General features: G+C 52.8%; 24 protein-coding genes and 6 tRNA genes. 28 read left to right on the forward strand and 2 right to left on the reverse strand.

The window, feature by feature from the left end; genetic code table 11:
- Positions 1 to 357: 357 nt before the first annotated feature.
- Together IB286_RS09790 and dapB are read left to right on the forward strand one after the other, a co-directional pair.
- The gene (locus tag IB286_RS09790; RefSeq protein WP_190765022.1) at positions 358 to 1,755 is read left to right on the forward strand and encodes a YihY/virulence factor BrkB family protein; all 1,398 of its coding nucleotides are present in this window, start codon (positions 358 to 360) and stop codon (positions 1,753 to 1,755) included.
- Positions 1,752 to 2,561 (forward strand): 4-hydroxy-tetrahydrodipicolinate reductase, encoded by an 810-nt coding sequence (gene dapB / locus IB286_RS09795; RefSeq protein ID WP_190765025.1) that lies wholly within the window; start codon positions 1,752 to 1,754, stop codon positions 2,559 to 2,561. The genes IB286_RS09790 and dapB overlap by 4 nt, the downstream gene beginning before the upstream one ends.
- A 54-nt stretch (positions 2,562 to 2,615) precedes the next feature.
- On the opposite strand, the gene IB286_RS09800 is transcribed toward dapB, so the two are convergent.
- Positions 2,616 to 2,909 carry a hypothetical protein gene (locus IB286_RS09800; RefSeq protein ID WP_190765027.1) on the reverse strand — a complete coding sequence of 98 codons (294 nt, stop codon included), beginning with the start codon at positions 2,907 to 2,909 and terminating at the stop codon, positions 2,616 to 2,618.
- Here IB286_RS09800 and carA point away from each other — a divergent pair.
- Genes carA through greA form a run of 3 tightly spaced genes read left to right on the forward strand, consistent with a single transcriptional unit; the run spans position 2,893 to position 7,746 of the window.
- Positions 2,893 to 4,032, forward strand: coding sequence for a glutamine-hydrolyzing carbamoyl-phosphate synthase small subunit (gene carA / locus IB286_RS09805; protein ID WP_190765029.1), 1,140 nt, complete (start codon positions 2,893 to 2,895; stop codon positions 4,030 to 4,032). The genes IB286_RS09800 and carA overlap by 17 nt on opposite strands.
- 13 nt (positions 4,033 to 4,045) lie before the next feature.
- Positions 4,046 to 7,267, forward strand: a complete 3,222-nt coding sequence (gene carB, locus IB286_RS09810; protein ID WP_190765031.1) for a carbamoyl-phosphate synthase large subunit — start codon at positions 4,046 to 4,048, stop codon at positions 7,265 to 7,267.
- Positions 7,264 to 7,746: a transcription elongation factor GreA gene (gene greA / locus IB286_RS09815; RefSeq protein WP_190765033.1), complete on the forward strand. Its 483-nt coding sequence runs from the start codon at positions 7,264 to 7,266 to the stop codon at positions 7,744 to 7,746. Before carB ends, greA begins: the two co-directional genes overlap by 4 nt.
- 28 nt (positions 7,747 to 7,774) lie before the next feature.
- Here the strand turns inward: greA and yhbY are convergent, their stop codons facing one another.
- Entirely contained in the window at positions 7,775 to 8,086 is a 312-nt protein-coding gene (gene yhbY / locus IB286_RS09820) for a ribosome assembly RNA-binding protein YhbY (protein WP_190765035.1), read from the reverse strand.
- 105 nt (positions 8,087 to 8,191) lie between these two features.
- Between yhbY and rlmE the strand changes: the two genes are divergently transcribed.
- The 23 genes from rlmE to rpoB all read left to right on the forward strand — a co-directional run bounded on the left by rlmE (position 8,192) and on the right by rpoB (position 26,763).
- Positions 8,192 to 8,815, forward strand: a complete 624-nt coding sequence (rlmE, locus tag IB286_RS09825) for a 23S rRNA (uridine(2552)-2'-O)-methyltransferase RlmE (protein ID WP_190765037.1) — start codon at positions 8,192 to 8,194, stop codon at positions 8,813 to 8,815.
- Positions 8,816 to 8,959: 144 nt separating this feature from the next.
- A complete protein-coding gene (gene ftsH, locus IB286_RS09830) occupies positions 8,960 to 10,900 on the forward strand; it encodes an ATP-dependent zinc metalloprotease FtsH (RefSeq protein WP_190765039.1) in 1,941 nt (646 codons plus the stop codon).
- Positions 10,901 to 10,911: 11 nt separating this feature from the next.
- Positions 10,912 to 11,784: a dihydropteroate synthase gene (gene folP, locus IB286_RS09835; protein ID WP_190765041.1), complete on the forward strand. Its 873-nt coding sequence runs from the start codon at positions 10,912 to 10,914 to the stop codon at positions 11,782 to 11,784.
- A gap of 24 nt (positions 11,785 to 11,808) precedes the next feature.
- Positions 11,809 to 13,143, forward strand: a complete 1,335-nt coding sequence (gene glmM, locus IB286_RS09840) for a phosphoglucosamine mutase (RefSeq protein ID WP_190765043.1) — start codon at positions 11,809 to 11,811, stop codon at positions 13,141 to 13,143.
- A 69-nt stretch (positions 13,144 to 13,212) separates the two neighbouring features.
- Entirely contained in the window at positions 13,213 to 13,968 is a 756-nt protein-coding gene (tpiA, locus tag IB286_RS09845; protein WP_190765045.1) for a triose-phosphate isomerase, read from the forward strand.
- Positions 13,969 to 14,337: a preprotein translocase subunit SecG gene (gene secG, locus IB286_RS09850; RefSeq protein WP_190765047.1), complete on the forward strand. Its 369-nt coding sequence runs from the start codon at positions 13,969 to 13,971 to the stop codon at positions 14,335 to 14,337.
- 33 nt (positions 14,338 to 14,370) lie between these two features.
- Positions 14,371 to 14,456 (forward strand) — tRNA-Leu (locus IB286_RS09855).
- Positions 14,457 to 14,545: 89 nt separating this feature from the next.
- Positions 14,546 to 15,511, forward strand: coding sequence for a bifunctional biotin--[acetyl-CoA-carboxylase] ligase/biotin operon repressor BirA (birA, locus tag IB286_RS09860; RefSeq protein WP_190765049.1), 966 nt, complete (start codon positions 14,546 to 14,548; stop codon positions 15,509 to 15,511).
- Complete coding sequence (locus tag IB286_RS09865; RefSeq protein WP_190765051.1) at positions 15,504 to 16,250, forward strand: type III pantothenate kinase; 747 nt, start codon at positions 15,504 to 15,506, stop codon at positions 16,248 to 16,250. Before birA ends, IB286_RS09865 begins: the two co-directional genes overlap by 8 nt.
- Positions 16,251 to 16,314: 64 nt before the next feature.
- Positions 16,315 to 17,028, forward strand: a complete 714-nt coding sequence (locus IB286_RS09870) for an SPOR domain-containing protein (RefSeq protein WP_190765053.1) — start codon at positions 16,315 to 16,317, stop codon at positions 17,026 to 17,028.
- Between the two features lie 40 nt (positions 17,029 to 17,068).
- Positions 17,069 to 17,144 (forward strand) — tRNA-Thr (locus IB286_RS09875).
- 78 nt (positions 17,145 to 17,222) lie between these two features.
- Positions 17,223 to 17,306, forward strand: a tRNA-Tyr gene (locus tag IB286_RS09880).
- Positions 17,307 to 17,356: 50 nt separating this feature from the next.
- A tRNA-Gly gene (locus tag IB286_RS09885) sits at positions 17,357 to 17,430 on the forward strand.
- A gap of 100 nt (positions 17,431 to 17,530) precedes the next feature.
- A tRNA-Thr gene (locus IB286_RS09890) sits at positions 17,531 to 17,606 on the forward strand.
- Positions 17,607 to 17,694: 88 nt separating this feature from the next.
- Positions 17,695 to 18,918, forward strand: coding sequence for an elongation factor Tu (gene tuf / locus IB286_RS09895; RefSeq protein ID WP_190765055.1), 1,224 nt, complete (start codon positions 17,695 to 17,697; stop codon positions 18,916 to 18,918).
- A gap of 57 nt (positions 18,919 to 18,975) precedes the next feature.
- A tRNA-Trp gene (locus IB286_RS09900) sits at positions 18,976 to 19,051 on the forward strand.
- Positions 19,052 to 19,121: 70 nt separating this feature from the next.
- Positions 19,122 to 19,487, forward strand: a complete 366-nt coding sequence (gene secE / locus IB286_RS09905; protein ID WP_190765057.1) for a preprotein translocase subunit SecE — start codon at positions 19,122 to 19,124, stop codon at positions 19,485 to 19,487.
- 8 nt (positions 19,488 to 19,495) lie between these two features.
- Positions 19,496 to 20,026, forward strand: coding sequence for a transcription termination/antitermination protein NusG (gene nusG, locus IB286_RS09910; RefSeq protein WP_190765059.1), 531 nt, complete (start codon positions 19,496 to 19,498; stop codon positions 20,024 to 20,026).
- A 116-nt stretch (positions 20,027 to 20,142) separates the two neighbouring features.
- On the forward strand, positions 20,143 to 20,574 hold the full coding sequence (rplK, locus tag IB286_RS09915) for a 50S ribosomal protein L11 (RefSeq protein ID WP_190765061.1): 432 nt from the start codon (positions 20,143 to 20,145) through the stop codon (positions 20,572 to 20,574).
- The gene (gene rplA, locus IB286_RS09920) at positions 20,575 to 21,273 is read left to right on the forward strand and encodes a 50S ribosomal protein L1 (RefSeq protein ID WP_190765063.1); all 699 of its coding nucleotides are present in this window, start codon (positions 20,575 to 20,577) and stop codon (positions 21,271 to 21,273) included.
- 273 nt (positions 21,274 to 21,546) lie between these two features.
- The gene (rplJ, locus tag IB286_RS09925) at positions 21,547 to 22,074 is read left to right on the forward strand and encodes a 50S ribosomal protein L10 (protein WP_190765065.1); all 528 of its coding nucleotides are present in this window, start codon (positions 21,547 to 21,549) and stop codon (positions 22,072 to 22,074) included.
- Between the two features lie 47 nt (positions 22,075 to 22,121).
- Positions 22,122 to 22,502: a 50S ribosomal protein L7/L12 gene (gene rplL, locus IB286_RS09930; RefSeq protein ID WP_190765067.1), complete on the forward strand. Its 381-nt coding sequence runs from the start codon at positions 22,122 to 22,124 to the stop codon at positions 22,500 to 22,502.
- Between the two features lie 184 nt (positions 22,503 to 22,686).
- Entirely contained in the window at positions 22,687 to 26,763 is a 4,077-nt protein-coding gene (gene rpoB / locus IB286_RS09935) for a DNA-directed RNA polymerase subunit beta (protein ID WP_190765069.1), read from the forward strand.
- Positions 26,764 to 26,795: the final 32 nt, after the last annotated feature.

Below are 26,795 nucleotides of genomic sequence, written 5' to 3' on the forward strand. Positions count from 1 at the left end.
CAAGTCGGTCATTTATCGACTATAAACTCCCTCGTTTCGCCGCCTTTTGCCTAGCCGCATCGGCCTCGAGTACGGAAATCGACAATCTGCCCTATGCAGATAAATGAGCATTACGAGTACCGCCGGCGGCGACCAATCTAGTATTGCTCGTGACGTTAATCTGAGCTTCCTAGCTTTGACATGTTGGTGATCGATCAGGAAATCAACAATCTGCCCTATACAGAATTGAGGCTTGCGAGTACCTTGCAAGCGCAGTAATTAATCTGGGGCTCCCCTGCTCGGTAGTGCCGAGCATTACTCGACTTATCTCTTTTTTTTCTCCATGCTTAGCGGCAGTTCTGGAGCGGCTGGTAGGTTATGGATAAAACCCTTAATAAATATGTAGCGGCGCACCTCTGGTCTGAGTCGGTGGCGGACTATCCCTATTGGCGGCAGCGGGTGTATGCGGTGCTGCGCTATGTTTATGTAATGCTGGACGATATGGCCAAGGGGGAGTTGACCCTGCGGGCGATGAGTCTGGTGTACACCACGCTATTGTCGCTGGTGCCGTTGTTAGCGGTGAGTTTCTCGGTGCTGAAGGCCTTTGGTATGCACAACCGGGAGCTGGAGCCGATTATGCTGCAGTTTTTGGCGCCAATGGGTGATAAAGGCGTCGAGATTACCCAGCAAGTAATTGGCTTTATCGACAATGTCAAAATCAGTGTGTTGGGAACCTTTGGTATTGCGCTGTTGTTTTACACGGCGATTTCACTGATTCAGAAAATCGAGTCGACCTTTAATTTTATTTGGCGTTTGGAGCAGCACCGCAGTATCGGTCGGCGGGTGGCGGATTACGGCAGTGTGATGTTAATCGGCCCGCTATTGGTGTTTTCTGCGCTGGGTCTGTCGGCGACGGTGCTCAGCGGTGCCTTAGTACAGCAGGCCACTGAACAGTTGCCGTTCCTCGCGCATTTGGTGAATTTCGCCACCAAAATGGCGCCGTATTTAATGATTATCGCGGCATTTACCTTCTTTTATATGTTTATTCCCAATACGCGGGTCACGCTGAAAGCCGGTGTTATTGGTGGCATGGTGTCTGGGGTGTTGTTCCAAAGTGTGGGTTGGGGGTTTGGCAGCATTGTGGTGTCGGCATCTGGCAGTGGCACTTACGCGATCTACTCCAGTTTTGCCTTGCTGATTCTGTTCATGATGTGGATGTATATCAGCTGGTTGATTCTGCTGGTGGGAAGCAGTGTCGCGTTTTATGTTCAGCATCCGGAATATGTAGTGCCGGCCAAGCGCGACGGTGGACTCAGTATTGAACAGCAGGAGCAGTTGGCACTGCGCTTAATGGCTTTGATGGGGCAGCGTTTTTATCAGGGGCGTCCGCCGCTCACGGCCAGTGGTTACCAGTTGTTTTTGCGCACCCAAATTCAAGGAGTCGGCTTGGTGTTGAAGGCGCTAGAGCGTGCGGGGCTGGTTACGGAAGATGCTGAAGAGCCTTCGCGTTATTTGCCCAATGCGCCACTGGAAACCATGCCGGTGAAAAAAGTGCTCGATGCTGTGCGAAAATACGGCACCACCAGTTTATTGCCTTACCGCCGCAAGCGTTTTTCTACGGTGGATGTGGGCGGTGTTCAGCTTGCGATTGAAAATGCGGTTGAGCAGGCGATAGGTAAAATCACAGTAAAAGAAATGGCACTGGGTTCAGAGGCGGAAAAGTCCGCTGAAAAAACCGAGGGCGACAGTATTAGTGGAGAAAAGGCAGCACAATGACCGTTCGAATTGCAGTAACCGGCGCAGCGGGGCGCATGGGTAAGACCTTGATTGAGGCCGTGAATTTGGCAGAGGGTTGCGTGCTCAGCGCGGCGATTGAGCGCCCCGAAAGCAGCTTGATTGGCGCCGATGCGGGGGAGCTGGCTGGGCTGGGTAAGAATGGCGTTGCTGTTGTCGGCGACATTAATGCGGTGCTGGATCAATTCGACGTGTTGATCGATTTCACGGCGCCGCTGGCAACACTGGCCAATGCGGCGGCCTGTGCCAGTGCCGGCAAGGGTATGGTGATTGGTACCACCGGTTTTGATGAGGCACAGAAAAAACAATTGGCGGAAACCATTGCGCCGATTGCGGTGTGTCAGGCATCAAATTTCAGTACCGGCGTGAATCTGTGTTTCAAATTATTGGATATGGCGGCGCGCGTGCTGGGCGATGATGTGGATATTGAGGTTTATGAAGCGCATCACCGTCACAAGGTGGATGCGCCCTCTGGAACGGCCCTGAGCATGGGGCAGGTGGTTGCCGACGCCTTGGGTCGCGATTTAAATAAAGTGGCGGTTTATGGTCGCGAGGGGCAAACCGGAGCCCGCGAGCGTGAAACCATTGGTTTTGCCACGGTTCGTGCCGGCGATATTGTCGGCGATCACACGGTGATGTTCTGCGCCGAGGGTGAGCGGGTTGAAATCACTCACAAGGCCAGCTCGCGGATGTCCTTCGGTCGCGGTGCGGTAAGAGCGGCGGCGTGGCTGGCGAGTCAGCAGGCCGGTCACTACGATATGCAGGATGTGCTCGGTCTAAAAGACTGAATTTGCCGGATCTTTATCGATAATAAGGGGCATTTTGCAATGCCCTTGTAATAATCACACTTCGAGGCAGTCTTTGCGGTGGACAGTTTGACGACTTTTCTCGTAAAATTGCGCCTCAGATTCGGGGGTGGCTTCGACACGTTGTCGCCGGCCCGCAAACAAGGTTTTAGCAATATAAGCGAGGTGGGTTGGACTCATCTCGCTTTTTTGCAAAACACATTTTCCCTCTGTGGCGTACTGGTTGTTGTTCCGGCTTGATTGCTGGCGATAGCCTTCGGCCGCGAGTTTGACAGGGTGCCAGAGCGGCATCCGCGCCCGACAGGAGGTAGTCTTGACCGTTCCAGCCATACTTGCCCTAGCAGACGGCAGTATTTTTCGCGGCGTTGCCATTGGTGCCTCAGGGCATTCAGTTGGTGAGGTTGTGTTCAATACCGCAATGACCGGCTATCAGGAAATTCTCACCGATCCCTCCTATGCCCGCCAAATCGTCACTCTGACTTACCCGCATATCGGTAATACCGGGATTAACGCCGAAGATGAAGAAGCGGCGGAAATCTGGTCTACCGGTCTGGTCATTCGCGACTTGCCCTTGTTGGCCAGCAACTTCCGCTCGGAAGAAACCCTGCAAGCCTATCTTGAGCGTCGCAATGTGATTGGTATTGCCGAAATTGATACCCGTCGTTTGACGCGTATTCTGCGCGACAAAGGTGCGCAGAACGGCTGCCTGATGGCCGGCGATAATATCGACGAAGCTAAAGCGCTGGAGTTGGCCAAAGGCTTTGCCGGTTTGAAAGGCATGGATCTGGCGAAAGAAGTGACCACCGCCTCGGCGTATGAATGGCGCGAAGGTAGCTGGGCGCTGGGTGAAGGCCATAAAGTCTTTGCCGACAGCGAACTGCCTTACCATGTCGTAGCCTATGACTTTGGTGTGAAGCGCAATATTCTGCGTATGCTGACTGATCGCGGTTGCCGTCTAACCGTCGTTCCAGCAAAAACGCCAGCCAGCGAAGTGCTGGCGATGAATCCGGATGGGGTGTTCCTGTCCAATGGCCCCGGTGACCCAGAGCCTTGTGATTACGCGATTGCGGCAATCAAAGAAATTCTGGAAACCAAACTGCCCGTATTTGGTATCTGCTTGGGGCACCAGCTGTTGTCACTGGCCTCTGGTGCTAAAACCGTAAAAATGAAATTCGGTCACCACGGTGCCAACCACCCGGTGCAGGATCTCAACACCAAGGTGGTGCATATCACCAGTCAGAACCACGGTTTTGCAGTAGATGAAGCTACGCTTCCGGCCAATCTGGAAACGACCCATAAGTCGCTGTTTGATGGTTCATTGCAAGGCGTGCATCGCACCGATTGCCCGGCGTTCAGCTTCCAAGGCCACCCTGAAGCGAGTCCGGGGCCGCATGATATTGCGCCACTGTTTGACCATTTCATCGAATTGATCCAAGCCCGTAACGCAGGTTGAGGGCGGAGCCGTTATGCCAAAAAGAACTGATATTAAATCCATTCTGATTCTTGGTGCTGGCCCGATTGTTATCGGTCAGGCCTGTGAATTTGACTACTCTGGTGCGCAGGCGTGTAAGGCGCTGAAGGAAGAGGGTTACCGGGTTATTCTGGTTAACTCCAACCCCGCCACCATCATGACCGACCCGGCCATGGCCGATGCCACTTATATTGAGCCGGTGGTATGGCAGACTGTTGCCAAAATTATTGAGAAAGAGCGCCCCGATGCCTTGCTGCCGACCATGGGTGGCCAGACCGCACTGAACTGTGCGTTGGATCTGGATCGCGAAGGCGTGTTGGCTGAGTTCGGCGTAGAGATGATCGGCGCCACCAAAGATGCGATCGACATGGCAGAAGATCGCCAGTTGTTCGACAAGGCCATGAAGCGCATCGGTTTGGAAACTCCGCGTGCGGCCATTGCTCACAGCATGGAAGAAGCCCTGCAAGTGCTGGACAGCATCGGCTTCCCAGCGATTATCCGTCCTTCTTTTACTATGGGCGGTTCCGGCGGTGGTATTGCCTATAACAAAGAAGAGTTCATTGAAATCTGTACTCGCGGTCTGGATTTGTCTCCGACCAATGAGCTGCTGATCGACGAAAGTTTGATTGGCTGGAAAGAGTACGAGATGGAGGTGGTGCGCGACCGCAACGACAACTGCATCATCATCTGTTCGATTGAAAACTTTGATGCCATGGGCGTGCACACAGGTGACTCGATCACCGTCGCGCCAGCGCAGACCCTGACCGATAAAGAATATCAAATCATGCGTGACGCCTCTTGCGCGGTACTGCGTGAGATTGGTGTGGAAACCGGCGGCTCCAACGTGCAATTCGGTATGAATCCGGAAGACGGCCGTCTGGTGGTTATCGAGATGAACCCTCGCGTGTCTCGTTCTTCGGCTCTGGCGTCTAAAGCGACTGGCTTCCCGATTGCTAAGGTGGCGGCCAAGCTGGCGGTGGGTTACACCCTCGACGAGCTGCAAAACGATATTACCGGCGGTGCGACTCCGGCTTCTTTCGAGCCCAGCATCGACTACGTGGTTACCAAGGTGCCGCGTTTTACCTTTGAAAAATTTGGTGACGCGCCCTCGCGCCTGCACACCCAGATGAAATCTGTGGGTGAGGTTATGGCGATTGGCCGTACCTTCCAAGAGTCTTTGCAGAAAGCCCTGCGTGGACTGGAAGTGGGCTCGGCAGGTTTTGAACACAAGATTGATACCGACCGCGATGATGCCAGCGACATTCTAATTGCCGAGCTGACTAACCCCGGTGCGGATCGTATTTGGTACATCGGTGACGCTTTCCGCAGTGGCATGAGCGTGCAGGAAGTCTACGAGCACTCCGGCGTTGATCCCTGGTTCCTGGTGCAGATTGAAGACATTATCAAAACCGAGAACTCGCTGAAGTCGCTGACCCTGACTGAAATCGACCGCGATATGATGTGGCGTTTGAAGCGTAAAGGCTTCTCCGATCAGCGCTTGGCGGTGCTGTTGGCTGTTAGCGAGCGCCAATTGCGTTCGCGCCGTCATCAGCTTGGTATTCACCCGGTTTACAAGCGCGTTGATACCTGTGCGGCGGAATTCTCAACGTCTACTGCCTATATGTACTCCACCTATGAGGAAGAGTGCGAGGCGCAGCCGTCCGATAAAGAAAAAATTCTGGTTATCGGTGGTGGCCCCAACCGTATCGGCCAAGGTATCGAATTCGACTACTGCTGTGTGCACGCGGCACTGGCGATGCGCGAAGACGGTTATGAAACCATTATGGTCAACTGTAACCCGGAAACCGTATCCACCGATTACGACACTTCCGACCGCCTCTATTTTGAGCCGGTAACGCTGGAAGACGTGTTGGAAATTGTGGCCAAGGAAAAACCCAAGGGCGTTATTGTGCAGTTTGGTGGTCAAACCCCGCTGAAACTGGCGCGTGATCTTGAAGCTGCCGGTGTGCCAATTATTGGTACCAGCCCAGAAGCGATTGACCGTGCGGAAGACCGCGAGCGCTTCCAGCAAATGATTCAGCGTTTGAATCTGAAGCAGCCGCCGAATACTACCGTGCGTTCTGAAGAAGCAGCTATCGCAGCGGCCAATAAAATTGGTTATCCGCTGGTGGTGCGTCCTTCTTATGTACTGGGCGGCCGCGCAATGGAAATCGTTTACAAGGAAGAAGAGCTGCAGCGCTATATGCGTGAAGCGGTGAAAGTATCGAATGAATCGCCGGTACTGTTGGATCACTTCCTGAATGCGGCGGTAGAAGTTGACTTGGATGCCGTGTCTGACGGTAAAGACGTTGTTATCGGCGCGATCATGCAGCATATCGAACAAGCGGGTGTTCACTCCGGTGACTCGGCCTGTTCGCTGCCGCCTTACTCGCTGGATGAAGCAACTCAAAATGAAATGCGCGAAATGGTTAAGCGCATGGCGCTGGAGTTGGGTGTAAACGGCCTGATGAACGTGCAGCTTGCGGTGCAAGATGGCGAGGTTTATGTGATCGAGGTGAACCCTCGCGCATCGCGTACCGTGCCCTTTGTTTCTAAGTGTATTGGTGTGTCGCTAGCTAAAGTGGCGGCCCGCTGTATGGCCGGTGTTTCACTGGTTGAGCAGGGCTTTACCGAAGAGAAAATCCCCAAGTATTACGCGGTGAAAGAAGCGGTATTCCCCTTCAATAAATTCCCCGGTGTTGACCCGATCCTCGGCCCAGAAATGAAATCTACCGGTGAGGTAATGGGCTTGGGTGAAACCTTTGCTGAAGCCTTTGCTAAAGCGGCGCGTGGTGCGGGTGAGGTATTCCCAGCGTCGGGCAAGGCCTTTATCAGTGTGCGTGATCCCGACAAGAGCGGTGTTGTCGATGTGGCTAGCCGTCTGGTTGCTCAGGGTTTTGAACTGTGTGCCACCCGTGGTACCCACAAGATTCTGGAAGAAGCCGGCCTGAGCTGCCAGCGCGTAAACAAAGTGCTGGAAGGTCGTCCGCATATTGTCGATATGGTTAAAAACGGCGATATCGATTTGATTGTGAATACCACTGAGGGCAAGCAAGCGATTGCGGATTCCTCGTTGATTCGTCGCACGGCTTTGGCTAATAAAGTGAGCTACACCACGACACTGGCCGGTGCCGAAGCCATTTGTATGGCGCTGGAATTCGGCGAAGAGAAGCAAGTGCGCCGTCTGCAAGATGTGCATCAGGAGTTGGTAGGATGAGTCAGGTTCCTATGACCGTCGCGGGCGAAAAAGCCCTGCGCGATGAATTGAAGCAATTAAAATCGGTAGATCGCCCGCGCATTGTGCAGGCGATTGCGGAGGCGCGTGAGCATGGTGATCTGAAAGAAAATGCGGAATACCATGCGGCGCGTGAGCAGCAGGGGTTTTGTGAAGGCCGGATTCAGGAAATCGAAGCCAAGCTGTCCAATGTGCGGGTGATTGATATCACTCAGATTCCCTGTTCAGGCAAAGTGATTTTTGGCACAACCGTGACCTTGATCAATTGCGAAACCGATGAAGAAGTGACCTACCGCATTGTTGGCGAAGATGAAGCCAATGTGAAGGCGGGCAAGATTTCGGTGACCTCGCCGATTGCGCGTGCTTTGATCGGTAAGGAAGAGGGTGATGTGGCTTTGGTTACTGCGCCCGGTGGCAATATTGAGTACGAAATCGACCAAGTACAGCACTTGGCCGAGTAAGTTTAGTTGGTGAACGGATTTGCAGCGCTTAGATTGGGCGCTGCAAATTTGAAAGGCGCGGATTGGGCTTTTTGGCGGGGCGGTAAATCAAGGCAATTTTGCCAATGGCCTGAACCAGCGCCGCTTCGCGTGCGGCGCACATTTCTTCAATCAGCTCGCGCCGTTCTTCGGGTTCGGCAACATTCACTTTCACTTTAATTAATTCGTGATCGTTCAAGGCGCGTTCCACTTCCAAATCCACGGCTTCTGAATAGCCTTTGTCGCCAATCATCACTACTGGGTTTAGCCGATGGCCGATGCTGCGAAGGTGTTTTTTGTCACTGGCGCTAAGAGGATTCATGCTGGTGGTCTATCTGGTGAAAAGGGCGCTATTGTACGGTAAAGGTATACTGGTCGGAAGTCGGAGTTCGGACTCTGTCCGTAAATAAAAAGAGGGTTCTTCACAATGGCTAAACGTTCAGCCTCTAGCGGCGCTTGGTTGCGTGAACATTTTGATGACCACTATGTCAAATTGGCGCAAAAGCACGGTTACCGTTCTCGCGCTTGTTTTAAGTTATTGGAAATACAGGAAAAAGACCGCCTGATTAAACCCGGTATGTGCGTGGTTGATCTGGGCGCGGCCCCCGGTGGCTGGTCTCAGGTGGCGGTAGATTTGGTGGGGCATCACGGCCGCGTGCTGGCGTCGGACATTTTACCGATGGATTCCCTGGCTGGCGTCGAGTTCGTGCAGGGCGATTTCACAGAGGACAGTGTGTTTCAGCAATTGCTGGATTTGCTTGGTGATCAACGCGCTGACCTTGTAATTTCGGATATGGCCCCCAATATGAGTGGGATGCGGGATGTCGATCAGCCCAAATCCATGTATCTGTGTGAGTTGGCCTTGGATATGGCGGTGCAGGTCTTACGCCCCGGTGGCGATTTTGTCGCCAAGGTGTTTCAGGGGGAGGGCTTTGATGAGTTCTTTCGCGAATTGCGCTCACATTTCGACAAAATCGTGACCCGTAAGCCGGCGGCATCACGGCCACGCTCCCGCGAGGTGTATTTGGTGGGTCGCGGTTTTAAGGGTTGATGGACAAATTTTAGGGCGTTTGTCAGTTAGATTGACGGCGCCGCCAAAGTCCGGTTTTCATGGAGGGCCGGGACTTTCTATAGTAGAGTATTCGGTCGATAACACAGGCTGTGGATAGCCGGAAGAGGACTGGTTTTGAACGATATGGCAAAAAATTTACTGTTGTGGCTGGTCATTGCCGCCGTCCTGTTGACGGTCTTCAATAATTTCAGCGTACAGTCACCAACAGAACAGCTTAATTACTCCCAGTTCATCACGGAAGTGCAGTCCGAGCGCGTGCGCAAGGTTGTGATTGACGGCTTGGTGATCAGTGGTGAGCGAGTAGATAGCTCGCGCTTTGAAACCGTGCGTCCTTTGTTGGATGACCCCAAGCTGATTGATGATCTTCTGCAGCACAATGTGGTGGTGGAAGGTACCAAGCCTGAGCGTCAAAGCCTGTGGACACAGTTGCTGGTTGCCAGTTTCCCCATTCTGATTATTCTCGCCATCTTTATGTTCTTTATGCGCCAGATGCAGGGCGGTGTAGGCGGTGGCAAGGGCGGGCCAATGGCGTTTGGCAAAAGCAAGGCGCGCCTGCTCAGTGAAGATCAAATTAAGACAACCTTTGCCGATGTGGCTGGTGTCGATGAAGCCAAAGAAGATGTGCAAGAGCTGGTAGAGTTCCTGCGCGATCCAGGTAAATTCCAACGTCTTGGTGGTCGTATTCCTCGCGGTGTGTTGATGGTGGGCCCGCCGGGTACCGGTAAAACGCTGCTGGCAAAAGCCATTGCCGGTGAGGCCAAGGTGCCGTTCTTCTCAATCTCCGGTTCTGACTTTGTTGAGATGTTTGTTGGTGTGGGTGCGTCCCGTGTGCGCGATATGTTCGAGCAAGCCAAGAAGCAGGCGCCCTGTATTATCTTTATCGACGAAATCGATGCGGTGGGTCGCCACCGTGGTGCCGGTATGGGCGGCGGTCACGATGAGCGTGAGCAAACCCTGAACCAGTTGCTGGTTGAAATGGATGGTTTTGAAGTCAATGATGGCGTAATTGTAATTGCCGCCACCAACCGTCCCGATGTGCTTGATCCCGCGCTGCTGCGTCCCGGTCGTTTCGACCGCCAAGTGGTGGTGGGCTTGCCGGATATTCGCGGTCGCGAACAGATTTTGAAAGTGCATATGCGCAAGCTGCCGGTCACCGATGATGTTGATCCCGCAATTATTGCGCGCGGTACGCCCGGTTTCTCCGGGGCGGATCTGGCCAACCTTGCCAATGAGGCGGCGCTGTTTGCGGCGCGGGCTAATTTGCGTTTGGTTAGCATGGAGCAGTTCGATTTAGCCAAAGACAAAATCATGATGGGCGCTGAGCGCAAATCTATGGTGATGTCTGAGAAAGAAAAGCTGAATACCGCCTACCATGAAGCGGGTCACGCGATTGTTGGGCGCATCGTGCCTGAGCATGATCCGGTGTATAAGGTCAGTATTATTCCCCGCGGTCGTGCGCTGGGTGTGACCATGTTCTTGCCAGAGGAAGATCGCTACAGCCTGAGTCGCCGTCATATCACTAGCCAGATTTGTTCGCTGTTTGGCGGCCGTATTGCGGAAGAAATGACGTTGGGTGCGGACGGCGTAACGACTGGTGCCTCTAACGATATTCAGCGCGCTACTGATATTGCGCGCAAGATGGTGACGAAGTGGGGCTTGTCGGAAAAGCTCGGCCCGCTGATGTATGACGATGCTGAGGAAGAGGTATTCTTAGGTCGCTCTGCGGCGCAGGGTTCTAAATCGCTTTCTGGTGAAACCACGCGTCAGATTGATGAAGAAGTTCGCCGCATTATTGATGAGTGTTACGGCACCGCTAAATCCATTCTTGAAGAGCATCGCGGCAAGCTGGATATGATGGCGGATGCCCTGATGATGTATGAAACCATTGATGCCCATCAAATCGATGACATCATGGAAGGTCGCAAACCGCGTCCACCTTCAGGTTGGGATGATAATCATCGCAGCGGCGGTTCCGGCCAGCGCGCTGAAGCCAAGGACGAGCCAAAACCCAATCAGGACAAGCGCCCTGATGACCCGTTTGTCGATTCGGTTTCCGATCACTAAGACTGGCTTCAATGACAAGCGATTCCTCTTTATCGCCACAGCTACGCTGTGGCGATCGTGTTTTGGATTTAAGTAAGCCGCAAGTTATGGCGGTGCTTAATATCACCCCCGACTCCTTCTCTGATGGCGGCAGCTTATTTGATGGCCAGTTAAAGCTGGATCAGGTTTTGTCTCGTGCTGAGCAGGCCTTGCTAGATGGCGCAAGCATTCTGGATGTGGGCGGCGAATCTACGCGGCCGGGTGCGGCTACGGTGTCGCCAGTGCAAGAAGCGGATCGGGTATTGCCGGTGGTCGCCGCGCTGGTCGAGCGCTTTGATTGTGTGATTTCGGTCGATACCAGTACTCCAGGCATTATTCGTGAATCAGCAAAGTTGGGCGCGGGTTTGATTAATGATGTGCGGGCATTGCAGCGAGAGGGTGCGTTGGCTGCAGCGGCGGCAAGTTCACTGCCGGTGTGTTTGATGCACATGCGTGGCGAGCCGCAATCGATGCAGCAGAGTCCGCAGTACGATTCGCCGCTGGCTGAAGTGAGCGCATTTTTAAAAGAGCGGGTAGCGGCGTGTGCGGCGGTGGGCATTGACCGTTCAAAAATCATTCTCGATCCCGGTTTTGGTTTCGGTAAAAATTTAGCCCATAACCTCGAGCTGTTTCGGCAGTTACCCCAGTTATGTGATTTGGGCTATCCCTTATTGGTTGGTGTTTCCAGAAAGTCGATGGTTGGCGCGATTACCGGTCGCGAAGTGGGTCAGCGCATGGCCGGCAGTATTGTGTTGGCGGCGCTGGCGGTTGAGCGTGGCGCCAAGATTATTCGGGTTCACGATGTGCGTGAAACCGTGGATGCCCTCGCGGTGGTGTCGGCGTTGTCGGCTCAGCCGGTGGAATAAATATTTAAAGGATTTTGAGCGGTTATGAGTAGGAAGTATTTTGGCACTGACGGTATTCGGGGCCGCGTTGGCCAGGGCACTATTACCCCTGAATTTGTACTTCGCCTCGGTTGGGCGGTGGGCAAGGTCTTTGCCAAGGAAGGACGCAACACGGTTTTAATCGGCAAAGATACGCGAATTTCCGGCTATATGTTTGAGTCTGCGCTTGAGGCGGGCTTAGTTGCTGCGGGTGTGGATGTGCGTTTATTGGGGCCTATGCCGACACCGGCGATTGCTTATCTGGCGCGAACCTTTAAGGCGCGTGCGGGGGTAGTGATTAGCGCCAGTCACAACCCTTACTACGATAATGGCATTAAATTCTTCTCTGCGTCGGGCAGCAAATTGCCCGATGAAGTCGAGCTGGAAATTGAGGCTATGCTCGAGCAGCCAATGACCACAGTGGACTCTGCGTTGCTTGGGCGCGTAAGTCGAATCGACGATGCCGAAGGGCGTTATATCGAATACTGCAAATCCACTTTCCCATCTAATTTGAATCTTAATGGCCTTAAATTGGTGGTGGATTGTGCTCACGGCGCGACCTATCACGTTGCGCCGGCGGTGTTTGAGGAGCTTGGTGCCGAGGTGATTACCATTGGCGCCAGCCCGAATGGTTTGAATATTAATGCAGAGGCGGGCTCGACTCATCCGGATGCGCTGCGCTGGAAGGTCATGGCTGAGAAAGCCGATTTAGGTATCGCCTTTGATGGTGATGGTGATCGGGTATTGTTTGTCGATGCCAATGGTTCGCTGGTGGATGGCGATGAGCTGCTTTACATCATTGCTGCCGACCAGCGACTGCGCACCGGTCACTGTGCTGGTGTTGCTGGAACGCTAATGACCAACCTTGGTTTAGAGCGTGCGCTGGAAGAGTTGGAGATCCCTTTTGGTCGGGCCAAGGTGGGTGATCGCTACGTTAAAGAGCTAATGCAGCAAATGGGCTGGCCGCTGGGTGGCGAAAACTCGGGCCATATTATCTGCTCTGATGTGAGCACTACCGGCGATGGTATTGTGGCGGCGCTGCAGGTGTTGGCGGCGATGATGGGGCAGGAGCGAAGCCTGCTGGAATTACTGAAAGGCGTGGAAAAACTGCCGCAGATTATGGTGAATGTGCGGATTAGTGAAGCGCTGGATTTACAGCATCCAGCGCTGCAGGCCGAGGTTGCCGAGGTCGAGCGTGAATTGAATGGTCGCGGCCGAGTATTGTTGCGCGCCTCGGGTACTGAGCCGGTAATTCGAGTAATGGTAGAAGGTGATGATGAGCGCGAAGTCAGTCGTCAGTGCGCTCGTCTGGTAGAGAAGGTGAAATCCCTCGCGCAATAGCGGAGGTTTCTTGTATAAGTCGATGGGTTTATGTAAGATTGCCGCCCATTTTGCGCTAAGGGAAGTGGGATGAGACGCAAGCTGGTTGCCGGGAATTGGAAAATGAACGGCACACTCAAGGCCAATGAAGAATTGGTGGCTGGCCTCAGTGCTGAGCTTCCTGCAGGTTCAAATGTCGATGTGGCGGTATTCCCTCCGGCGATATACCTCTCTCAAGTGATTCATGCTCTGAGCGATTCTCACATAAATGTGGGAGCGCAGAATGTCTGTGAGCAGGCGGGTTCGGGTGCGTTTACTGGGGAAGTGTCTGCGGAGATGCTGGCTGATATTGGGTGCCGGTTGGTCATTGTCGGTCACTCAGAGCGGCGTGCAGCCTACGGTGATACCAATGCCTTGGTTGCCGAAAAGGTTGGTGCGGTGCTCGATGCGGGTTTGGTTCCGGTTTTGTGTGTAGGCGAAACGGATGCCGAGCGCGAAGCGGGTCAAGCTTTTGCGGTAATCGCTGAGCAATTGATGCCAGTGTTGAAGAGTTTGTCGGTTGAGAATCTTCGCCAACTGATTATTGCCTATGAACCTGTGTGGGCGATTGGTACGGGTAAAACCGCCAGTCCGGCACAGGCTCAGGAAGTGCACGGTTTTATCCGCGCTACCGTGGCGAAAGCTGATGAGCAGGCGGCTCAGGAAATGCGCCTGTTGTACGGCGGTAGTGTGAAGGCGGCCAATGCGGCCGAGCTTTTTGCCCAGCCTGATATTGATGGTGGGCTTATTGGTGGTGCATCTCTCGATGCGCAAGAATTTTCCGCAATTTGCCGAGCGGCGGAGTAAATGGAACAGTTAATTTTAGTAGTACATATTTTGGCGGCGCTGGCCATCATTGGTCTTATCCTGATTCAGCAGGGTAAGGGTGCAGATATGGGTGCTTCTTTTGGAGCGGGCGCATCGCAGACATTGTTTGGTGCAAGCGGTAGTGGTAATGTGCTGACCCGCGCGACCGCGATCCTGGCAACTGTGTTCTTCTTGACCAGTCTGGCGCTGGCCTTTGTTGCCAAAAACAGCAGCGGCATGTCTGATGACATTATTGAAGTTCCCGCGCTGGAAGAGAGCCGCGATGTGGCTCCGGTACCTGCAGGTGATTTGCCGGTGGCGCCAAAAAGCAGCATGCCTGCAAGCGGTAATCAGGAAATTCCTCAATAAGCTACGGCTGGTACGTGGTTTAAAAAAGTTAAAGCCGAAGTGGTGGAATTGGTAGACACGCTATCTTGAGGGGGTAGTGAGCCTAGCTCGTGCGGGTTCAAGTCCCGCCTTCGGCACCAAGTGAAAGGGGTAGTTGCGATGCAGCTACCCCTTTTTTTATGTCTGGCTTTCGGCAATGATGTCGCGGTGATTTTTCTGGAGTGGGTTAATGAGTGAGGCGTTGATCGCGCTATTGGCAGATGGCGAGTTTCATTCCGGTGAGGAGTTGGGTGAGGTCTTGGGTGTGAGTCGCACTGCTGTTTGGAAGCAGCTTCAGAAATTGTCGGCGCTGGGTCTGGAATTGGAGTCGGTGAAGGGGCGGGGCTATCGTCTTGAAGGCGGTCTGGAATTATTTAGTCCGGCGGCGTTAAGGTCGTTTCTTCCCGAGGGTAAGTCTGGTCTTGTGGATCAGCTCAACATTTTTCTGCAAACCGATTCCACCAATAGCGAGGCGGCCAAGCAAATTGCAAAAGCGTCGGCACATGGTTATTGCTGTGTTGCTGAGCAGCAGACTGCTGGGCGTGGGCGCCGTGGTCGGCAGTGGTTGAGTCCTTTTGGTCGCAATCTCTATCTCTCTAAGGTGTGGGAGTTTGAGCATGGTGCGTCTGCGCTTGAGGGCTTAAGTCTTTCCGTGGGGCTTGCGGTGCTGCGGGCCTTGCGAGGGCTTGGGGTAAGTGATTTAGGTTTGAAGTGGCCCAATGATATTCTGCTCGGCGGTAAAAAACTGGCCGGTATTTTGTTAGAGATGCAGGGTGATCCGGCAGGGGTGTGTCAGGTAATTATCGGTATCGGCGTCAATTTGGATATGCGCTTTACCGATACCTCCGACATTGATCAGCCCTGGGCGGATTTGACCGCCTTTGGTTTGTCGCGAAATCAAGTCTTGGCGGCAGTCTTGTTACATCTAGAGGAAACAATGCTGGAATTTGCAGGGCAGGGCTTTGCGGCTCACCGCGATGAGTGGCGCAAGTTTGATATTTTTGCGGGCGCGGAAGTGTCGGTGCAGCTAGGCGAGAATTGGTTGTTAGGTGTTGCTGATGGTGTGGAGCGCGATGGCGCGCTTGCGGTTGTTATTGATGGTGAGCGGCGTTTATTTCACGGTGGCGAGGTGAGTTTGCGGAGGCGGCATGGCTGAGGCTCTGCTAGAGCTGGATGTTGGCAATAGCTCGCTTAAATGGCGTAAGCGCTGTGGGGTGAGTGTTGTCGATTCTGGTCGTTTGGCGTGGTCGGAGTTGGCCTCGCTGGATGCCGTTCTGGAAGATGTTCAGCGAGTATTGGTGGGTTCTGTTGCGGGCGAATCCAGCAACGAGATTCTGCGCGATTATTTCAGTGGTCGTGGTTTGCAGGCTGAATTTGCTCAGTCCCAAGTGGTGTGTGGCCCGGTTAAAAATGCTTATGCGGATGTGGCGCGGATGGGGGTGGATCGCTGGCTGGCAATGGTTGCGGCTTTTCGTGAGTTTTCTGCGGCTTGTTTGGTTGTTGATGTGGGTACCGCGCTGACCTTGGATATGGTGTCGGGCGAGGGTGTGCATCATGGTGGTTATATTATTCCTGGGCCGCAAATGATGTTGCAGGCCTTGTTGTCTGGAACGGATCGGGTGCGTTTTGCTGAAGAAGGTGCGCAAACGATAGCGCCGGGTGTGATCACGGATGAGTGTGTTCATCATGGCAAGTGGTTGGCGCTGATAGGGGCGGTTAGTCAGGCGCGGCAGCAGATGGCGGCGCTTGTTGATGAGGCGCCATTGGTTGTTGTTGCGGGCGGCGCGGGTGCGGCGCTAATAGCGGCTGCGGGTAGTCAGGCAAATGACTGGATCTATCGAGAGGATTTGGTTCTCGATGGTTTGTATCCAGTCATTAATGGTTGGTCGGCTTAGAGGTTTGCGTGGCTTAGAGGCTGTCATGTTGTTTTGCGTGTTGTTGTGAAATAGGGCTTTGGGTTTGCGCTGGGTATTTTGGTTTTTAGTGCTCTTCAATATTGCATTCTTTGTTTGGCGAGAAATTGATGCGCCGCCACCGTCGCGGCCATTGAGTGTCTTGCCGCCCTCGGCGGGAAATTTGGTGTTGTTGTCTGAATTGCCAGAGGCGGAACCGGAGGGATTTGAGTTCGATGGCCTAGAGTCTATGCGGCTGGAGTCTGACGTTATTGAAAATGCAGATGTCGCTGCGCCGGTAAGAGAAGAGTGTTGGGTGTTGGGTGCGTTTGATGATCATAACGAGTTGCCCAGCGTTGCTGCTGATGGGCTGATTCGCCGCCACAAGAGTGCGGCTCAGCAAGAATTGGAATACTGGGTGATTTTGGGGCCGTATCCTGATTCGAGTAAGGCGGATGAGGTGGGTTCGGAGATTCGAGCAAAAGGCTGGGATAGTTTTGTCATAAATAAGGGCGAGCTGTTGAATGCGGTTTCGGTTGGGGTGTTTCGGGAGCGCGTCCGCGCTGAGCGCCAGCTTCAGCAGTTTGTGGCTCGGGGTTATCAGCCTGTAATAGCGCCGGTGCCGCGGTTGCTGGAAAGCTATTGGTTGAGTTTGCGCGGTGATCCGTCTAAGCCCTTGTTCGACAAAGAATTAGCGCGCTTAAAAGCCTTGGGAAATGGCCTTGTGCAGGCTGAGAAAAAAAATTGTAATTTCGTTGCGTCTTTAAGGGAGTTCGACTAGAATGCCGCCCTCGTTCGGAAGCGACGTGGTAATTCTTTAAGCTGGTGTAGCTCAGTTGGTAGAGCAGCTGACTTGTAATCAGCCGGTCGGGGGTTCGACTCCTCTCACCAGCTCCACGCATTCCGCTTGCTATTCAGTTGTTATCTTTGTTTGACAACTCATTGAAAGCTAAGCAGAATATTCCGCGCTTTTGGGGAGGGGTTCCCGAGTGGCCAAAGGGATCAGACTGTAAATCTGACGCGCAAGCTTCGGTGGTTCGAATCCACCCCCCTCCACCATTACTTGCAGGCATTTGCCGATTTGCTTTAGTGAATTGGCAGTAAGGCAGGCGGGTATAGTTCAGTGGTAGAACCTCAGCCTTCCAAGCTGATGATGCGGGTTCGATTCCCGCTACCCGCTCCATTAATGCTTGGAGTTGCAGGTTTTACGGCATCTTCTTTATTTATAGGTCGATGCGATGCCGGCTGGAGTTTGAGCTCTTGCTTGCGGTAACAGTTAGTGTGCTCATATAGCTCAGTCGGTAGAGCACTTCCTTGGTAAGGAAGAGGTCACCGGTTCAAATCCGGTTATGAGCTCCATTTTTTGGTGGCAAAAGCTGCAATGGGCGGCTTTTGTCTTTTGTGGTGATCGGCGAAAGCTGAAGGGTCTGCTTGGGAGACTGTCGCAATGGCTAAAGAAAAATTTGAACGTAATAAGCCCCACGTAAACGTGGGCACCATTGGTCACGTTGACCATGGTAAAACCACGCTGACTGCAGCACTGACTCGCGTATGTGCGGAAGTGTTTGGTGGTACAGCGGTAGCATTTGACGGTATCGACAATGCGCCTGAAGAGCGTGAGCGCGGTATCACCATTGCGACTTCACACGTTGAATACGATTCAAACCTGCGCCACTACGCGCACGTAGACTGCCCTGGTCACGCCGACTATGTTAAGAACATGATCACTGGTGCGGCGCAGATGGACGGCGCGATCCTGGTATGTGGTGCCACTGACGGCCCAATGCCACAAACTCGCGAGCACATCCTGCTGTCTCGTCAGGTAGGTGTACCTTACATTGTTGTGTTCCTGAACAAAGCTGACCTGCTGGCTGAAGATTGCGGCGGCGTAGGCACCGACGAATACAACGAAATGCTTGAGCTGGTTGAAATGGAACTGCGCGAGCTGCTGGACACTTACGAATTCCCAGGTGATGACACTCCAATCATCCCAGGTTCTGCTCTGATGGCCCTGAATGGCGAAGACGACAACGAGCTGGGTACCACCGCCGTTAAGAAACTGGTTGAAGCGCTGGATACTTACATTCCTGAGCCTGAGCGCGCTATCGATATGCCATTCCTGATGCCAATCGAAGACGTATTCTCAATCTCTGGTCGCGGTACTGTAGTAACTGGCCGTGTTGAGCGTGGCATTCTGAAAACTGGTGACGAAATCGAAATCGTTGGTATCCACGACACCACCAAAACCACCTGTACTGGTGTTGAGATGTTCCGCAAGCTGCTGGACGAAGGTCGTGCTGGTGAGAACGTTGGTGTTCTGCTGCGTGGTACTAAGCGTGACGAAGTTGAGCGTGGTCAGGTTCTGTGTAAGCCCGGTTCAATCAAGCCACACACTCGCTTTGAAGCTGAAGTATACGTACTGTCAAAAGAAGAAGGTGGTCGTCACACTCCTTTCTTCAAAGGCTACCGTCCACAGTTCTACTTCCGTACCACTGACGTAACTGGTGCGTGTGAACTGCCAGAAGGTACTGAAATGGTAATGCCAGGCGATAACGTGAAAATGGACGTTACCCTGATTGCACCAATCGCGATGGAAGAAGGTCTGCGCTTTGCGATCCGTGAAGGCGGTCGTACTGTTGGCGCCGGCGTTGTTGCCAAAATCGTAGAGTAATCGCCTTTGGTGATTGGGTGTTGAGCTGCGGCTCAATGCCCAGCAGAAAAGTATTGTAGGCCAGTAGTTCAATTGGTAGAGCACCGGTCTCCAAAACCGGCTGTTGGGGGTTCGAGTCCCTCCTGGCCTGCCACTTATTCCGCAGACACCGCTACGCGCAAGCGTAGTGGTGTTTTGCGCTTGGTATAGGAAGTTTTTGAAACATGGGAGCAAGGGCTGAAGGTGAAAGCCGCTTTGATGGTCTGAAATGGCTATTGGTGGTTTTGTTAGTCGCGGCAGGCGTGACTGGCAATATGTACTTCGCAGATGAATCCCTGTTGTATCGCGTCATCGCGTTGCTGGTATTGGCAGTGGTGGCGGGGTTTATTGCAGTGCAAACGGCGCGTGGCGCAGCTTTTTTCGAGTTGCTTCAGGGTGCGCGCACCGAAATCCGCAAGGTAGTTTGGCCTAGCCGTCAGGAAGGTACGCAAACTACGTTGATTGTGGTGGCGTTTGTATTGATTGCGGCGCTGATTCTGTGGGGTTTAGATACTCTGCTGGGTTGGTTGGCCTCTTTGGTAATAGGCTGAGGTGAGTGATGTCAAAGCGTTGGTATGTAGTTCACGCCTATTCCGGTTTTGAAAAGAAAGTTGCGTCTGCGCTGAAAGAGCGTATTGAGCTGTCAAATATTGGCGATCGTTTTGGTGAGGTGTTGGTGCCCACCGAAGAGGTTGTTGAAATGCGCGGTGGTCAAAAGCGTAAGAGCGAGCGTAAATTCTTTCCCGGCTATGTCCTGATTCAGATGGAGCTGGATGATGATACTTGGCACTTGGTAAAAGAAACGCCACGTGTCATGGGTTTTATTGGTGGTAAAGCAGATAAGCCTGCGCCCATTACCGATAAAGAAGCAGAAGCGATTCTGCAGCGGGTTGAAAGTGGCGAGAAGCCTAAGCCCAAAACCCTGTTTGAGCCTGGTGAAATGGTTCGTGTTATCGATGGTCCTTTCAATGACTTCAATGGCGTTGTTGAGGAAGTTAACTACGAGAAAAGCCGTTTGCACGTGGCAGTTCTGATTTTCGGTCGTTCTACACCGGTTGAGCTCGATTTCAGCCAAGTGGAGAAGACCTGATATTTGAGCGTTTAGCTCAGCGTTTTGAGTCTGTGTTTCAGATTCAAAAATTTTAACCGGGGAGCCTGTGAAGAGTTGCAAAACTTGGAGGCGTTAATACCCAAAAGGAGAAAACAATGGCAAAGAAAGTCGAAGCTTACATTAAGCTTCAGGTAGCCGCTGGCGCTGCCAACCCAAGTCCTCCAGTTGGTCCTGCTCTGGGTCAGCACGGTGTGAACATCATGGAATTCTGTAAAGCCTTCAATGCTCAAACTCAGAGCATGGAAAACGGCATGCCAATTCCTGTTGTTATCACAGTGTACTCTGATCGCAGCTTCACTTTTGTGACCAAAACTCCACCAGCTTCTTTCCTGCTGAAAAAAGCAGCGGGCGTTAAGAGCGGTTCAGGCACTCCAAACACTAAAAAAGTGGGCAAGGTAAGCCGTGCTCAGTTGGAAGAAATCGCCACTCTGAAAATGCCAGATCTGACTGCGGCAGATATGGAAGCGGCGGTTCGTACTATTGCTGGTAGCGCGCGCGCTGCTGGTATTGAAGTGGAGGGCGTGTAAATGGCCAAGTTGACCAAGCGTCAGAAAGCAATCCGCGAGAAAGTGGTTGCTGGTAAGCAGTATTCTATTCAGGAAGCTGTTGCTCTGCTGAAAGAAGTTTCTGCAGTTAAATTTCCTGAGGCGGTAGACGTTGCAATCAACCTCGGTGTTGATGCGCGTAAATCAGATCAAGCGGTTCGCGGTGCGACCACTCTGCCTCACGGTACTGGTAAAGAAGTGCGTGTAGCGGTGTTCACTCAAGGTGACAACGCTGAGAAAGCCAAAGCGGCTGGCGCAGACTTTGTTGGTATGGATGATCTGGCCGAGCAAATTAAAGGCGGCATGATGGATTTCGACGTGGTTGTTGCCTCTCCTGATGCAATGCGCGTTGTGGGTCAGTTGGGTCAGGTTCTGGGTCCACGCGGCCTGATGCCAAACCCTAAGACTGGCACTGTTACCCCCGATGTTGAAACTGCTGTTAAGAATGCTAAAGCGGGTCAGGTTCGTTACCGTACCGACAAGAACGGCATCATTCACGGCGCCATCGGCAGCATCAAGTTTGAAGCCAATGCACTTCAGGAAAACCTTGAAGCTCTGCTGTCTGACCTGAAAAAGGCCAAGCCAGCTTCAGCTAAAGGTATCTACCTGAAGAAAATCACCCTGTCCTCGACCATGGGTCCGGGCCTAGTGATTGACCAAAGCAGCCTGGCTGCCAAGTAAGAAATTCGATCGCTACCCAGTTTGGGGTGGCGGTCTCTAGCCTTTGTGGTCTTTGACAACTGACCTACTGTGTCAAAAGACAAAGACCATCAAAGACCGTAGGTGAGAGGAAAACTTTCGGGTTGGACTCTCTTAATAGGTGTGTTGCTTCGGCGGCGTTACCGGCACCGGCCTACGCAGATGGTGGATTGGATTTGTTCACCAGAAACACGGTCAATATCCCTCGGGGTGGCGATCTACGGTAATTAACTGACAAATCCAGGAGTTATCCAAGTGGCATTAAGACTCGAAGACAAGAAAGCGATCGTAGCTGATGTTAACGAGACTGCTGCAAGTGCATTGTCATTGGTCATTGCTGACGCCCGCGGGTGTACAGTTGGCGAAATGACAACGCTCCGTAAGCTGGCGCGTGAAAACCAGGTTGATATGCGTGTAGTGCGCAACACTCTGGCAAAAATCGCGTTGAAGGGAACTGATTTCGAGTGCGCAGAAGAGGCTTTCAAAGGCCCCTCTCTGTTGGCTTTCTCGATGGAAGATCCCGGTGCAGCGGCGCGTCTTTTCAAAGACTTTGCTAAAGAGCATAAGAACTTTGAAGTAAAAGCACTGGCAGTCAGTGGCCAATTAATGGGTTCCGAGCAATTGGATGTACTGGCGAAACTGCCGACCCGCGAGCAAGCGCTGTCAATGCTGATGAGCGTAATGCAAGCACCGGTAACGAAGTTGGTACGCACCATGAACGAAGTCCCCAGCAAGTTGGTTCGTGTAGTAGCGGCTGTTCGCGATCAGAAAGAAGCTGCTTAATCGCAGCTTGAAAGTTTTTTAACCATTGACACAGTAGGAGTTTAAAAATGGCTCTGTCTAAAGACGATATTTTGAATGCAATCGCTGAAATGAGCGTGATGGACATTGTAGAGTTGATCTCTGCGATGGAAGAGAAGTTTGGTGTTAGCGCGGCTGCTGCCGTAGCTGTTGCAGCTCCAGCTGCAGCTGCTGAAGGCGGTGCTGCTGCTGAAGAGCAGACTGAGTTTGACGTTGTTCTGGCCTCTGCTGGCGAGAAGAAAGTTAACGTAATCAAAGCTGTTCGCGCCATCACTGGTCTGGGCCTGAAAGAAGCTAAAGAAATGGTTGACGGCGCGCCTTCAACTGTTAAAGAAGCTGCTTCTAAAGCCGACGCAGAAGAAGCGAAAAAACAACTGGAAGAAGCTGGCGCTACTGTCGAGCTCAAGTAAGTTGTTGCCGAATGACCGCTGTTGGGTCATTCAAGCAAAGGCTGGTGGGTTAGCCCGCCGGCCTTTTGCTGTTTAAGATTTTCGGTTCAAAACTCGAGTTTTGAATTAAGGCAGCTAGGGATGGCTGTATTCGAGATTCCGTTGCCAGTTGCTCGGGATCATGTAAAGACGCTGGGGAGTACTGATGGCTTACTCATACACTGAGAAAAAACGCATCCGCAAGGATTTTGGCAAATTGCCACACGTCATGGACGTGCCTTTCCTCCTTGCGATCCAGTTAGATTCGTATACCAAGTTTACTCAGCAGGGCATTCCTGCTGCTGAGCGCGGCGAGCATGGCCTGCACGCGGCGTTCAAATCAATCTTCCCTATTGTGAGCTATTCCGGCAATGCTGCGCTGGAGTATGTCGACTATGTTCTGGGTGCGCCTGCTTTTGACGTTGGTGAATGTCAGCTGCGCGGTGTGACCTACTCTGTGCCTCTGCGCGTCAAAGTGCGGTTGATTATTTACGATAAAGAATCATCCAGCAAAAGCATCAAAGACATTAAAGAGCAGGAAGTGTACATGGGGGAAATTCCCCTGATGACCGAAAACGGTACCTTTGTTATCAATGGTACTGAGCGGGTTATCGTTTCCCAGCTACACCGTTCGCCCGGTGTGTTCTTCGACCACGATCGTGGCAAGACTCACTCCTCAGGCAAGTTGCTGTATTCAGCCCGGGTAATTCCTTACCGTGGCTCATGGTTGGACTTTGAGTTCGACCCCAAAGATCTGGTTTACGTGCGTATCGACCGTCGCCGTAAATTGCCAGCAACCATTCTGATGCGTGCGCTTGGAATGAGCTCTGAGGAAATGCTCGAGCTGTTCTACGACATCAACACCTTTAAGTTTGCTGAGGAAGGTACGTTCACTATTGAACTGATTCCTGAGCGTCTGCGTGGTGAGGTTGCAACCTTCGATATTCTCGACGAAAACGGCAAGGTTATCGTTGAAACCGGTCGCCGTATTACTGCGCGTCACATCCGTCAGATTGAAAAAGCCAATCTGAGCCAGTTGGAAGTGCCAGCGGAATACCTGATTGGCCGTGCCTTGGCGCGCGACATTGTCGACACTAAAACCGGTGAAGTGCTGTTCCCTTGTAACAGCGAGCTGACACTGGACATGATCGAGCAGATCAAGGCGGCTGGCATCGATGGTATCGACACGCTGTATACCAACGAACTGGATTGTGGCCCATTCATTATCGATACGCTGCGCAGCGACCCAACCAGCACTGAGTTGGAAGCGCTGGTAGAAATCTATCGCATGATGCGCCCCGGCGAGCCACCAACCAAAGAATCTGCCGAGAACTTGTTCCAGAACCTGTTCTTCTCTGCTGAGCGTTATGACCTGTCTGCGGTTGGTCGCATGAAGTTCAACCGTCGCCTTGGCCGTGAAGAAATCGAAGGTGCTGGCACTCTCGATAAAGACGATATTGTTGCGGTTCTGAAAACACTGGTTGGCATCCGTAACGGTAAAGGCATCGTTGACGATATCGACCACTTGGGTAACCGCCGTATTCGCTCTGTGGGCGAGATGGCTGAAAACCAATTCCGTGTGGGTCTGGTGCGTGTTGAGCGCGCGGTTAAAGAACGTCTGTCAATGGCGGAAAGCGAAGGCCTGATGCCTCAGGACCTGATTAACGCTAAGCCTGTTGCGGCGGCAGTGAAAGAATTTTTCGGTTCTTCACAGCTGTCTCAGTTTATGGACCAGAACAACCCGCTGTCTGAGATCACTCACAAGCGCCGTGTATCTGCACTTGGCCCCGGTGGTTTGACTCGTGAGCGTGCCGGCTTTGAGGTTCGTGACGTACACCCGACTCACTACGGTCGCGTATGTCCAATCGAAACGCCTGAAGGTCCGAACATCGGTCTGATTAACTCCTTGGCAACCTATGCGCGTACCAATGAGTACGGCTTCCTCGAAAGCCCGTACCGCAAGGTTATCGACGGCAAGGTGACTGACGAAATCGAATTCCTGTCTGCCATTAACGAAGCTGAGCAAGTGATTGCGCAGGCTTCTGCGGAAATGAACGACAAGGGTGAGCTGGTTGAGGAAATGGTTGCGGTTCGTCATATGAACGAATTCACCGTTATGCCGCCAGAAAAAGTTACCTATATGGACGTATCGCCCAAGCAGGTAGTTTCGGTGGCGGCCTCGTTGATTCCTTTCTTGGAACACGATGACGCGAACCGCGCCTTGATGGGATCGAACATGCAGCGTCAAGCTGTGCCAACACTGAAAGCCGACAAGCCACTGGTAGGTACCGGTTTTGAGCGTTATGTTGCGTCTGACAGTGGTGTGTGTGTGGTGGCTCGCCGTGGCGGTGTGATCGACAGCGTGGATTCTTCACGCATTGTTGTTCGCGTTAACAACGACGAAGTGCAAGTGGGTCAGCCTCCGGTTGATATCTACAACCTGACCAAATACACCCGTTCTAACCAGAACACCTGTATTAACCAGCGTCCTTTCGTGCGCGAAGGCGACAAAGTGGTAAGTGGCGACATTCTGGCCGACGGTCCATCCGTTGACTTGGGTGAGCTGGCGCTGGGTCAGAATATGCGCATCGCGTTCATGCCTTGGAATGGTTACAACTTCGAAGACTCGATTCTGGTGTCTGAGAAAGTGGTAAAAGAAGATCGTTTCACCACGATCCACATTCAAGAGCTGACTTGTATCGCTCGTGATACCAAGCTTGGGCCAGAAGAAATTTCAGCGGACATTCCCAATGTGGGTGAAGGTGCGCTGGCGAATCTGGATGACTCCGGCATTGTGTACATCGGTGCGGAAGTTGGGCCCGGCGATATTCTGGTGGGCAAGGTAACGCCAAAAGGCGAAACCCAGTTGACCCCTGAAGAAAAATTGCTGCGCGCCATCTTCGGTGAAAAAGCGTCTGACGTTAAAGATACCTCCCTGCGTGTGCCTTCAAGCACCAAGGGTACGGTTATCGACGTTCAGGTGTTCACCCGCGATGGTTTGGAAAAAGACAAGCGCGCGCTGGAAATTGAACAGATGCAGCTCAATCAATTCCGCAAGGATTTGAACGAAGAGTTCCGCATTGTTGAAGAAGCGACTTTTGCGCGTCTGAAGAGCCTGTTGGCGGGTCAGAAAGTGCTGAGCGGTCCCGGCTTGAAGAAAGGTGAAGAGCTGAATGCGGCGCGTCTGGAAGAGCTGAAATCTGAAGATTGGTTGAAAGTGCGTCTGGCTGATGAAGCTATTAATGCGGCACTTGAAGATGCTGATGTTCAGTTGGCTGAGCACAAAAAGCGTTTGGAAGAACGTTTTGAAGACAAGAAGCGCAAGCTGACTTCTGGCGATGATCTGGCGCCCGGCGTGCTGAAAATCGTTAAGGTTTATCTCGCGATCAAACGCCGCATCCAGCCCGGTGACAAGATGGCGGGTCGTCACGGTAACAAAGGGGTTATCTCGGTCATTATGCCGGTTGAAGATATGCCCTTTGACGAAAACGGCCAGCCGGTCGATATCGTGCTGAACCCACTGGGTGTGCCGTCGCGGATGAACGTTGGTCAGATTCTGGAAACTCACCTTGGTCTGGCGGCCAAAGGTCTGGGCGAAAAGATCGATCTGATGGTGCGCGAGCAGCGCAAAGTAGCAGAAGTACGCGACTTCCTCGGCAAGATCTACAACGACGGCGCTGGCCGTACCGAAGATCTGGCGAGCTTCAGCGACACTGAAATCATGGAGATGGCAAGCAATCTTCGTGGTGGTGTGCCAATGGCAACCCAGGTATTTGACGGTGCTGATGAAGCTGAGATCAAGAGCCTGCTGAAGTTGGCTGATCTGCCAGAAAGTGGCCAGCTGAAACTGTTTGACGGTCGTACGGGTGATTCTTTTGATCGTCCTGTTACCGTTGGCTATATGTACATGCTGAAACTGAACCACTTGGTAGACGACAAGATGCACGCGCGTTCTACCGGTTCGTACAGCCTGGTTACTCAGCAGCCGCTGGGTGGTAAGGCGCAGTTTGGTGGTCAGCGTTTCGGGGAGATGGAGGTCTGGGCTCTGGAAGCTTACGGCGCCGCCTACACCCTGCAGGAAATGCTGACCGTCAAGTCGGACGACGTAAACGGTCGTACCAAAATGTACAAAAACATTGTTGATGGCGACCAGCGCATGGAGCCGGGCATGCCCGAGTCTTTCAATGTACTGGTTAAGGAAATCCGGTCGCTCGGTATCAACATCGAGTTGGACAGCGAATAATCATCATCAACATTTGGCAAGGGGCGCCCGCC

Origin of the sequence: Spongiibacter pelagi (assembly GCF_014705705.1) — a bacterium.
Taxonomy (GTDB): Bacteria; Pseudomonadota; Gammaproteobacteria; order Pseudomonadales; family Spongiibacteraceae; genus Spongiibacter; species Spongiibacter pelagi.